This is a genomic window from Psychromonas sp. psych-6C06, from assembly GCF_002835465.1.
Classification (GTDB): Bacteria; Pseudomonadota; Gammaproteobacteria; order Enterobacterales; family Psychromonadaceae; genus Psychromonas.
On sequence record NZ_PIZM01000007.1, the window covers coordinates 124,670 to 137,421 of the forward strand.

4 protein-coding genes are annotated in these 12,752 nt (G+C 42.9%); all 4 read left to right on the forward strand.

Annotation, left to right across the window (positions count from 1 at the left end):
* The first annotated feature begins 28 nt into the window (after positions 1-28).
* The 4 genes from ilvG (at position 29) to CW745_RS11535 (ending at position 12,711) form a co-directional block, all read left to right on the forward strand.
* A complete protein-coding gene (gene ilvG / locus CW745_RS11520; RefSeq protein WP_101108832.1) occupies positions 29-1,675 on the forward strand; it encodes an acetolactate synthase 2 catalytic subunit in 1,647 nt (548 codons plus the stop codon).
* Entirely contained in the window at positions 1,672-1,929 is a 258-nt protein-coding gene (gene ilvM, locus CW745_RS11525) for an acetolactate synthase 2 small subunit (protein WP_101108833.1), read from the forward strand. Before ilvG ends, ilvM begins: the two co-directional genes overlap by 4 nt.
* A gap of 201 nt (positions 1,930-2,130) precedes the next feature.
* Positions 2,131-3,969, forward strand: coding sequence for a dihydroxy-acid dehydratase (gene ilvD / locus CW745_RS11530; RefSeq protein WP_101108834.1), 1,839 nt, complete (start codon positions 2,131-2,133; stop codon positions 3,967-3,969).
* A 396-nt stretch (positions 3,970-4,365) separates the two neighbouring features.
* Entirely contained in the window at positions 4,366-12,711 is an 8,346-nt protein-coding gene (locus CW745_RS11535; protein WP_101108835.1) for an RCC1 domain-containing protein, read from the forward strand.
* Positions 12,712-12,752 lie beyond the last annotated feature (41 nt).

Below are 12,752 nucleotides of genomic sequence, written 5' to 3' on the forward strand. Positions count from 1 at the left end.
GGACTTCAGTAAATTCAGGAAGAAAATAATGAATGGCGCTAACTTTGTTGTTCAAGCATTGAAACAACATAATATCAGTCAAGTGTTTGGTTATCCGGGAGGGGCTATTATGCCCCTATATGATGCGCTTTATGATGGCGGTGTTGATCACTTGTTGTGTCGTCATGAGCAAGGCGCGGTAATGGCAGCCATTGGCTATGCACGTTCTACAGGCAATGTTGGTGTCTGTATTGCAACCTCTGGACCAGGTGCAACTAACCTTATCACCGGACTTGCTGATGCAATGATGGATTCGATTCCTGTTGTCGCCATTACAGGGCAAGTAGCGAGCAATCTGATCGGTACAGATGCTTTTCAAGAGATTGATGTACTTGGTCTATCTCTTGCCTGTACCAAGCATAGCTTCATGGTGCAAAGTGCTGAACAGCTTGGCCCTATTATTGAGCAAGCCTTTGAACTGGCACTATCAGGTCGCCCAGGCCCTGTTTTAATTGATATTCCCAAAGATATCCAATTAGGCGATGCAGTTAATTACGCGCCAATTCATGCAACACCCAGCATTGATAGCGTCAATCAATTATCGATTAATAAAGCGCTTGAGATGATAAGCACTGCCAAGAAACCACTTATCTATGTCGGTGGAGGCGTGGGCATGGCAAAGGCAGTGCCTGTTTTGCGTCAATTCATTAAAAAAACAAAAATCCCCAGTGTTTGCACCCTTAAAGGCATTGGTGCCATTGAACATAGCTCAACTTACTTTATGGGCATGGTCGGCATGCATGGAAGCAAAGCGTCTAATTTAGCGATTCAAGAGTGTGATTTATTGCTCGCAATTGGTGCCCGCTTTGATGATCGTGTGACAGGAAAATTAGATGAGTTCGCGCAGAATGCCAAAGTGATTCATCTTGATATCGATGCAGCCGAAGTCGACAAACTACGGGCTGTTGAACTCGCCATGAATGAAGATATTAAACAGATATTACCACTGTTAGAAATTGAAACAAAAATCAGTGAATGGCAAAAACAGATCCTAAAAATGAAAGTCGATTTTGCGAATCGTTACGATCATCCCGGCGAAGCGATCTACGCACCTGCAATGTTACGCCAATTAGCAGAGATGCAACCGCGCGATACGGTTATCTGCACCGATGTTGGTCAACATCAGATGTGGGTTGCGCAGCATATGTTTGTGGATCGCCCAGAAAACCATATTTCAAGCTCAGGCTTAGGCACAATGGGTTTTGGTATTCCGGCAGCCGTCGGCGCACAAGTTGCTCGCCCTGATGATACCGTGATTGCCGTTTCTGGCGACGGTTCATTTATGATGAATGTGCAAGAGCTTGGCACCATTAAACGCAAAAAACTACCGGTGAAAATTTTACTCATCGACAATCAACGTTTAGGCATGGTGCGCCAGTGGCAAAAACTCTTCTTTGATGGTCGTTACAGTGAAACTATTCTCACCGACAACCCTGACTTTGTCACTCTCGCCAGTGCCTTTGATATTCCCGGCGAAACCATTGTGGTTAAGTCACAATTGCAAGATGCCTTAAGCAGAATGCTTGATAGCCAAGGCCCTTACCTATTACACGTTTCAATCTCTGAAGAGGAAAATGTGTGGCCATTAGTACCACCGGGTGCAGCCAACGATAAAATGATGGAGAGTTTACAATGAAATCGTTATTAATTATTCAAGGCCATAACAGCCCAGAAATGTTAGAGCGCCTATTACGTGTTGTCCGTCACCGCGGTTTTAGTGTTCAAAATTTACATGCAGAGACCTCTGAAAACGAGCAAACACTGCACCTTACCCTCACCGTTTACAGTGAGCGTGAAATAAGTTTACTAACCAAACAACTGGAAAAAATATTTGGCATCACTAAAGTGGCGACATTAAGCCAAGAGTCGATGATTAAAGCCAGTGCATAACTTGTGCAACACCCTGTTATCTGATTAAATCAGATAACAGATTTTGATTCAGAAACGCGCCGAATGTCCTAATCTAGTCTATCGGTGCAACATACACACAATGATGATCGCGCAAATAAATTAATTGTTATTTAGTGCGATATTAAAGAGTGTCCAACGTGACTTTCTCCTGAGCCGTTACATTCAAATAAAGGAATTTATATGCCACAGTATCGTTCAAAAACCTCAACTCATGGCCGTAATATGGCTGGTGCTCGTGCCCTATGGCGCGCAACAGGTGTTAAAGATGATGATTTCGGTAAACCAATCATCGCTATCGCTAACTCTTTCACTCAATTTGTACCAGGCCACGTTCATCTTAAAGACATGGGTCAATTGGTTGCACGTGAAGTTGAAAAAGCAGGCGGTATCGCAAAAGAATTTAATACTATTGCGATTGATGACGGTATCGCAATGGGCCACTCTGGCATGTTATACAGCTTACCTTCACGTGACCTGATTGCCGACTCAATTGAATATATGGTAAACGCTCACTGTGCTGACGCTATCGTATGTATCTCTAACTGTGACAAAATCACACCGGGAATGTTAATGGCGGCATTACGCTTAAACATTCCAGTGATCATGGTTTCTGGTGGTCCAATGGAAGCGGGTAAAACTAAACTTTCAGATCAAATCATCAAACTAGACTTAGTTGATGCAATGGTTATGGGTGCAGACAAAGACGTTTCAGATGAAGATGTTAAAAAAGTTGAGCGTAGCGCTTGTCCGACTTGTGGCTCTTGTTCTGGTATGTTCACCGCAAACTCAATGAACTGTTTAACAGAAGCATTAGGTTTATCACTACCAGGTAACGGTTCAATGTTAGCAACTCACTCTGATCGTGAGAACCTATTCTTAGAAGCGGGTCGCCGTATCGTTGATATCACTCGTCGTCACTACGAACAAGATGACTACTCGGTATTACCACGTTCAATTGCCTGTCGAGAAGCTTTTGAAAATGTAATGGCACTAGATATCGCTATGGGCGGTTCAACCAACACTATCTTGCATTTATTAGCCTGTGCACAGGAAGCAGAGATGGACTTTACTGTGGCCGATATGGATGAGATGTCTCGTCGTATTCCACAGCTTTGTAAAGTAGCCCCATCTACGCCTAAATATCATATGGAAGATGTGCATCGCGCCGGTGGTGTCATGGCGATTCTGGGTGAATTAGATCGTGCAGGCTTATTAAATAACGAAATTCCAACAATTCTTAGTCCAACCATGAAAGAACAGTTGGCTAAATACGACATTATGCAAACTAAAGACCAAGCGATTATCGATTTTTACCGTGCCGGCCCTGCTGGTATCCGTACCACACAAGCATTTAGCCAGTCTTGTCGCTGGGACACCGTTGATAATGACCGTGTAGATGGTTGTATTCGTTCGATTGACAACGCATTTAGCACCGAAGGTGGTTTAGCAGTATTGTTTGGTAATATGGCTATTGATGGCGCTGTGGTTAAAACAGCGGGTGTTGATGACGATAACCTAACATTTACCGGCCCTGCAAACGTATTTGAAAGCCAAGATGATGCAGTAGAAGCTATCTTAGGCGGTAAAGTAGTTGCAGGTGAAGTGGTGGTTATTCGTTACGAAGGACCAAAAGGTGGCCCGGGTATGCAAGAGATGCTTTACCCAACGTCATACCTAAAATCGATGGGACTAGGCAAAGCTTGTGCTTTAGTAACAGATGGTCGTTTCTCAGGTGGTACTTCAGGACTTTCTATCGGTCATGCGTCACCAGAAGCAGCTGCCGGTGGTGTGATTGGTTTAATCGAAAATGGCGACATTATCGATATCAATATTCCAACACGTGAAATGAACCTAAAAGTATCTGATGAAGTATTAGCAGAACGTCGCGTTAAACAAGATGTGTTTGGCTGGAAACCAGTTAACCGTATCCGCCCACTAACAGCCGCGTTAAAAGTCTACGCAACCATGGCAACCTCTGCCGATAAAGGTGCAGTACGTGATTTAAGTAAATTGCCATAGACACAGCTAACAGCTAACAGCTAACAGCTAAATCATTATAGAGCCAGTATCGTTAATTCGTTGCTGGCTTTTTTATTACAGCTCACCTTGATGCTTTACATTTAAAATATAGATTTATTTGTAACTTTAGCTTGATATCAATCAAAAGACACCACAATACTACCCGGGTAGGTAGTATCGATATTTTCATGTTTTAGTTACAATCTCGCGCTTAGGCTAAAGTACCAACATGATCATGATGATCTGTTTTAGCGCTAGTTAAACAAGGATTGTTTGCCTCTTATCTAACTGTTCCTATTCGTTTAATATCGCACACTACTTTTCCCTATCTAAATTTAAATAAACAGCCACGCATTAATGTAAGGCTAAATAAAATTATGGATAAGGTATTCCCCAATGTTTAAACGTCCCCCCTTCATACAACAAAGTTGCACTTTAGTTGTGTTTTTGTTGTTATCTATTTTATCAAGCAATGCTTTTGCACTGGATACTGATAGAGATACCCTTCCCGATGATTGGGAAATTGCCAATGGGCGAGATCCGCTGAAGGCGGATTATATTATTAAATCTAGTCGTAGCAGTAGCTGTTTATTAGCAGATAATGGCGTGGAGTGTTGGGGAGATTATGGTCAAGAATACGTGCCTGCGCTCAGTAACCCAACACAGTTAACGGCTGGCTGGCAACACTTTTGTGCACTCGATGACAATGGCGTGTCATGTTGGGGGCGCGAAAATGCAGAAGTAACAATAGTACCAGCGTTATCCAACCCGACGAGCATCGCTTCTGGCAACTACTTTTCATGTGCACTCGATGATACTGGCGTTGTTTGCTGGGGAGACGTAGTAAGTGGAATGCCCTCTTTTTCTAATCCAACAAAGATATTTGCAGGCCATAACAACGCCTGTGTGATAGATGACAATGGGCTGCAATGCTGGGGAAGTTTAGACTTATCCATGCTATCTACTTTAACTAATCCGCATACCATAAGTTTATCATATTATGCTGTTTGTGCATTAGATAACAGTGGTTTGCAGTGCTGGGGAAGTAATGATTATGGTCAATTAGACATACCTGCGTTAAGTAATGTACGTGATGTTTCCGTTAATTATAATTCAGTCTGTGCACTCGATGATAACGGCGTGCAGTGTTGGGGCACTGATAGATCAGGTGAAACCATCGCACCAGCGCTATCAAACCCAGCTGTCATTAGTGGTGCTTATGAACATGTTTGTGCACTGGATGATAATGGTGTGACGTGTTGGGGGGTAATGGACTCAGTTCCTGACGCGCTAATGATAGACCCTGACGGTGACGGCTTAGGCCTTAATAACGAGATCATCTATGGCACCGATAAATGGCTCGTCGATACCGATGAAGATACATTACCAGACGGGTTTGAAGTTAAATATGGCTTTGATCCCACTATTTACACCAGCATTAACAGTGACTTTGATGGAGACGGTTTAACCCTTGGGCAAGAGTTTACACTCGGTACTTCGCCTATAAGTGATGATAGTGATGATGATGGCGTCAAAGATAACATTGAAGTTACCCTGGGTTCAAATCCGCTAGAGAATGACGATACTGATGGTGATGGTTTACTCAATTTATTTGAAAGTAACGCAGGTTACAACGCGATTGATAAGGATGATAGTGCAAACGATTTTGATGGCGATGGTTTAACCGCCTTACAAGAGCAAGCCTTAGGCACCAACCCTATTAGTAATGATAGTGATGGTGATGGGCTGACTGATAACGATGAACTTAATACCTATCTAACAAATCCAATCCATAGTGACAGTGATTTTGACTCGCTACCTGATGGCTGGGAAATAACCCAAGGGCGTGACCCACTACACCGTGATTATTTGCTAAGTGCAAATAATTATAATGTCTGTGCAATTATTGATAACCAAGCCACCTGCTGGGGGAAAAATGACGGTGGACAAAACGATTTACCAAACTTAAGTAATCCAACTCAAATTGCAGTAGGCGATTACCACAGCTGTGCGCTTGATGATAATGGGGTGCAATGCTGGGCGGGTGAAGGTAATGCAAGCGGGGAAACAACCGTGCCTGCATTAAGCAATCCGTCCATGGTCACCGCAGGGCTTAGATTTAGCTGTGCCTTAGACGATAATGGCGTGCAGTGCTGGGGACAAAATAGGTACGGCAAGGCAACAGTGCCTGCATTAACCAACCCAAGCATAGTAAGTGCAGGTACATCTCATGCCTGCGCCTTAGATGATACCGGTGTTGTTTGCTGGGGCTCTAATGACGAAAGACAAACTGAAGTACCCACATTAACCAACCCAAGCACTGTGATGGCAGGCGGTGATGCTAGTTGCGCCATCGATGATAATGGTTTGCAGTGTTGGGGAGAGGTTTACCCTTTATCGATTAACCTAAACAGTAATGACAATCCCATTTCTGTGGCACTCTCTAGACGCACAGCCTGTGTGATTGATGATAATGGGCTGAATTGTCAGGGATGGTATACAAGCTCAGCTCCCACAGTGACTAACCCTATTGCAGTAGCGACAGGGTATGGTATGGTTTGTGTACTAGCCGATGATGGTATTACCTGCTGGGGCTATAATAGCGACGACAATACCGTCGTACCCGCGTCATTATTAATTGACCCTGATGGTGATGGTTTAGGTAATAAAGCAGAAGCCCTTGCAGGTACCGAGCGCTTGATTGCCGACACCGATACCGATGGCATTAGCGATGGTGTCGAAGTAAAAAATGGCTTAGACCCACTAGTCGCTAATGATAGTAGTGCTGATGAAGATGGTGACAATCTTACCTTAGCGCAGGAGCTATTATATGGCACAAACCCTCTCAGCAAAGATACCGATGATGATGGTATTAATGATGATGTAGAAATTAGCTATGACTCTGACCCATTAACACAAGATGATACCGATAATGATGGTTTACTTAATTTATATGAAACAACTTGGGGCCTAGACCCATTAGAAACAGACGAAAGTGCAACCGATGCTGATAGCGATGGTTTAACCGCCTTACAAGAGCAGGCCTTAAAAACCAATCCAAACAGTGATGATACTGATGGTGATAACCTTAAAGATAACGATGAAATAACACTTCACAATACCAGTCCAATTTATGCCGACAGTGATTTTGACTCACTGCCTGATGACTGGGAACTCGCCCAAGGGCGTGACCCGCTACACCGTGATTATTTGCTAAGTGCAAATGAGTATAATGTCTGTGCAATCATTGATAATCAAGCCACCTGTTGGGGGAAAAATGACGGTGGACAAAACGATTTACCAAACTTAAGTAACCCAACTCAAATTGCAGTGGGCTATTACCACAGCTGTGCGCTTGATGATAATGGGGTGCAATGCTGGGGAGATAATACAAACGGGGAAACAACCGTGCCTGCATTAAGCAATCCATCCATGGTCACCGCAGGGTCTAGATTTAGCTGTGCCTTAGACGATAATGGCGTGCAGTGTTGGGGAGAAAATAGGTACGGCAAGGCAACAGTGCCTGCATTAACCAACCCAAGCATAGTAAGTGCAGGTACAGCTCATGCCTGCGCCTTAGATGATACCGGTGTTGTCTGCTGGGGTTACAATGGCGATGACCAAACAGATGTTCCAACATTAACCAACCCAAACGCAGTGATGGCAGGCGGTTATGCTAGTTGCGCCATCGATGATAATGGTTTGCAGTGTTGGGGAGAGGTTCATAATGCACCGATTAACCTAAACACTAATGACAATCCAATTTCTGTGGCGCTAGCAGAAGACGTAGCCTGTGTGATTGATGATAATGGACTGAATTGTCAAGGATGGTATGCAAGCTCAGCACCCACAGTGACTAACCCTATTGCAGTAGCGACAGGTGATGGTATGGGGTGTGTACTAGCCGATGATGGCATTACCTGCTGGGGCTATAATAGCGACGACAATACCGTCGTACCCGCGTCATTATTAATTGACCTCGATGGTGATGGTTTAGGTAATAAAGCAGAAGCCCTTGCAGGTACCGAGCGCTTGATTGCCGACACCGATACCGATGGCATTAGCGATGGTGTCGAAGTAAAAAATGGCTTAGACCCACTAGTCGCTAATGATAGTAGTGCTGATGAAGATGCTGACAATCTTACCTTAGCGCAGGAGCTATTATATGGCACAAACCCTCTCAGCAAAGATACCGATGATGATGGTATTAATGATGATGTAGAAATTAGCTATGACTCTGACCCATTAACACAAGATGATACCGATAATGATGGTTTACTTAATTTATATGAAACAACTTGGGGCCTAGACCCATTAGAAACAGACGAAAGTGCAACCGATGCTGATAGCGATGGTTTAACCGCCTTACAAGAGCAGGCCTTAAAAACCAATCCAAACAGTGATGATACTGATGGTGATAACCTCAAAGATAACGATGAAGTAACACTTTACAATACCAGTCCAATCTATGCCGACAGTGATTTTGACTCACTGCCTGATGACTGGGAACTCGCCCAAGGGCGTGACCCGCTACACCGTGATTATTTGCTAAGTGCAAATGAGTATAATGTCTGTGCAATCATTGATAATCAAGCCACCTGTTGGGGGAAAAATGACGGTGGACAAAACGATTTACCAAACTTAAGTAACCCAACTCAAATTGCAGTAGGCTATTACCACAGCTGTGCGCTTGATGATAATAGGGTGCAATGCTGGGCGGGTGAAGGTAATGCAAATGGCGAAACAACCGTGCCTGCATTAAGCAATCCATCCATGGTCACCGCAGGGCTTAGATTTAGCTGTGCCTTAGACGATAATGGCGTGCAGTGCTGGGGAGAAAGCTCGTATGGTAAGACAACAGTGCCTGCATTAACCAACCCAAGCATAGTAAGTGCAGGTATATCTCATGCCTGCGCCTTAGATGATACCGGAGTTGTCTGCTGGGGTTACAATGGCGATGACCAAACAGATGTTCCAACATTAACCAATCCAAGCACTGTGATAGCAGGCGGAGATGCCAGTTGCGCCATCGATGATAATGGTTTGCAGTGTTGGGGAGAGGTTCGTAATGCACCGATTAACCTAAACACTAATGACAATCCAATTTCTGTGGCGCTAGCAGAAGACGCAGCCTGTGTGATTGATGATAATGGACTGAATTGTCAAGGATGGTATGCAAGCTCAGCACCCACAGTGACTAACCCTATTGCAGTAGCGACAGGATATGGTATGGGCTGTGTACTAGCCGATGATGGCATTACCTGCTGGGGCTATAATAGCGACGACAATACCGTCGTACCCGCGTCATTATTAATTGACCCTGATGGTGATGGCTTAGGTAATAAAGAAGAATCTGCTTTAGGTACAAACCGTTTATTAGAAGATACCGATGGCGACACCATTAATGATGGTTTTGAGGTGGTTTATAAGTTAAACCCACTTTCTAAAGACAGTGATGAAGATGGTAGCTTTGATAATATTGATGAATTTCCACTTGACCCTAATGAAAGCACTGATACAGATGGTGATACAATAGGTAACAACGCCGATTCTGATGATGATAACGATAAGTTCTTAGATGCAGATGAATTAGCAGCTGGATCAAACCCGTTAGTTACCAGCAGTACACCAAGTGATAACGACGGTGATTTCATCTCTGACGTTACTGACACAGACGATGATAACGATAGCGTATTAGATGTGAATGATGCATTGCCATTAGATCCAACAGAAACACTCGATACCGATTTAGATGGCGTTGGTAACAATGCTGATAATGATGACGATGGTGATAGTGTATTAGATGTTAATGATGCTTTCCCATTAGATGCAACTGAAACACTCGATACTGATTTAGATGGTATTGGTAACAACGCTGATAATGATGACGATAATGACTCTGTGATGGATGAAGAAGACGCATTCCCATTAGATACAACTGAAACTATCGATACTGATTTAGATGGCATTGGTAACAATACTGATTCAGATGATGATAATGATGGTGTTAGTGATGTTGATGATGCTTTCCCACTGGATAAAACTGAAGCACTTGATACTGACTTAGACGGTATTGGTAATAATGCTGACTCTGATGACGATAACGATAAGTTCTCTGATATTGATGAGTTAGCAGCTAGCTCCGATCCGTTAGTTACAAGTAGCACACCCAGTGATAACGATGGCGACTTCATCTCTGACTTTACAGACACAGATGATGATAACGATAATGTATTAGATGTAAATGATGCATTTCCATTAGATGCTTCTGAGTCCCTTGATACTGACTCAGATGGTACTGGCAACAATGCAGATAACGATGATGATGGCGATAAGTTCTCTGATACTGATGAATTAGCAGCAGGCTCAAACCCGTTAGTTGCAAGCAGTACACCCAGTGATAACGACGGTGATTTCATATCTGACTTTACAGATAAGGATGATGATAATGATAATGTATTAGATGTGAATGATGCATTCCCATTAGATGCCTCCGAAACGCTTGATACTGATTTAGATAGTATTGGTAACAATGCAGATAACGATGACGATGGTGATAAATATACTGATGCAGATGAAATTTTGGCAGGTTCTGACTCATTAGACTCAGGCAGCTTACCGCTTGATACTGATGCTGACTTTATATCCAATGCAACAGATTTAGATGATGACAATGACGGTGTTAAAGATGTGAATGATGCATTTCCATTAGATGCTTCTGAATCACTTGATACTGATTTAGACGGTATAGGTAACAACGCAGATTCAGACGATGATAACGACTCATACTCTGATAGTGATGAAATTGCAGCCGGCAGTAATCCTCTCGATGCGAAGAGCCTCCCTGGTGATAACGATGGAGATCTAATTCCAGACATTACCGACACTGATGATGATAACGATAATGTGCTAGATGTGAATGATGCGTTTCCATTAGATGCGTCTGAGACCCTTGATACTGACTCAGATGGTACGGGAAACAACGCTGATTCTGACGATGATAACGATAAGTTCTCTGATGCTGATGAATTAGCTGCAGGCTCAAACCCGTTAGTTGCAAGCAGTACACCGAGTGATAACGATGGGGATTTCGTTTCTGACTTTACTGACACAGATGATGATAACGATAACGTCTTAGATGTGAATGATGCATTTCCATTAGATGCGTCTGAGACCCTTGATACTGACTCAGATGGTACGGGAAACAACGCTGATTCTGACGATGATAACGATAAGTTTTCAGATATTGATGAATTAGCAGCAGGCTCTAACCCGTTAGTGGCAAGTAGCACGCCAAGTGATAATGATGGCGACTTCATTTCTGACTTCACAGACACGGATGATGATAACGATAACGTGCTAGATGTGAATGATGCATTTCCATTAGATGCTTCTGAAACACTTGATACTGACTTAGACGGTACGGGTAACAACGCAGACACTGATGACGATAATGATAAATTTTCAGATGAGCATGAATTAGCTGCTGGTAGTGATCCATTAAACGCAAGCAGTAAACCAAGTGATAACGATGGTGATTTCATTCCTGACTTTACCGATAACGATGATGATAATGATAATGTCATTGATGCACTTGACGCGTTCCCATTTGATGCATCTGAAACCATTGATACTGATTTAGATGGGATTGGTAATAATGCCGATACTGATGATGATGGTGACAAATACACTGATAGTGATGAAACAGCAGCGGGCTCAGATCCACTAGATACAACCAGTCTGCCACTTGATACAGACGCTGACTTTATCTCAAATTCAACAGATGAAGATGATGATAACGATGGTATTAAAGATGTGAATGATGCGTTCCCATTAGATGCATCTGAAGCGCTTGATACTGATTTAGATGGCATTGGTAACAATTCAGATAACGATGACGATGGTGATAAATACACTGATGCAGATGAAATTTTGGCAGGGTCTGACTCATTAGACTCAGGCAGTCTACCGCTTGATACTGATGCTGACTTTATCTCAAACTCAACAGATGAAGATGATGATAATGATGGTGTTAAAGATGTGAACGATGCATTCCCATTAGATGCTACAGAAACTCTTGATACTGATTTAGATGGCATTGGTAACAATTCAGATAACGATGACGATAACGATAGTGTTATCGATAGCGAAGATGCGCTCCCATTAGATGCAACTGAAACTATCGATACTGACTTAGATGGCATAGGTAACAATGCAGATGAAGATGATGATAATGATGGTGTTAAAGATGTTGATGATGCTTTCCCACTTAACAAGGAAGAGTACTTAGATTCTGATAACGATGGTTTGGGTAACAACATTGATAGCGACGACGATAATGACGGCGTACTTGATAAAGATGACCTAGATGCGGACGGTGATGGCTTTAATGATGCAATGCCAGTGCTTAAAGCACCTTCAATGGATAACAATACGGCAGTGAGCACATTTGTAGCGACAGATGCTGAGCAAGTGGTACTTAACTTCAACTTAGAAAGTGATTCTAATGATGCACATATTTATGAAATTAGCTTTGCTTCAGTGGGTACACTAAATGAAGTGAATGACATCAGCATCGCCAAGCTTTATTACGATGCTAACCAAAATGGTGTAGCTGATGAAAATGAGTACTTAGCTGAAAGTCACTACACGCAAGATGACGGTGAAATTACCTTTATCTTAGCTAGCCCACAACAATTAGCCACCGGTGAAAACCACTTGTTAATGACCTACACGTTTTAAAGGATATGATGCACTCTAGTTCACTAGAGTGCATCAATAAG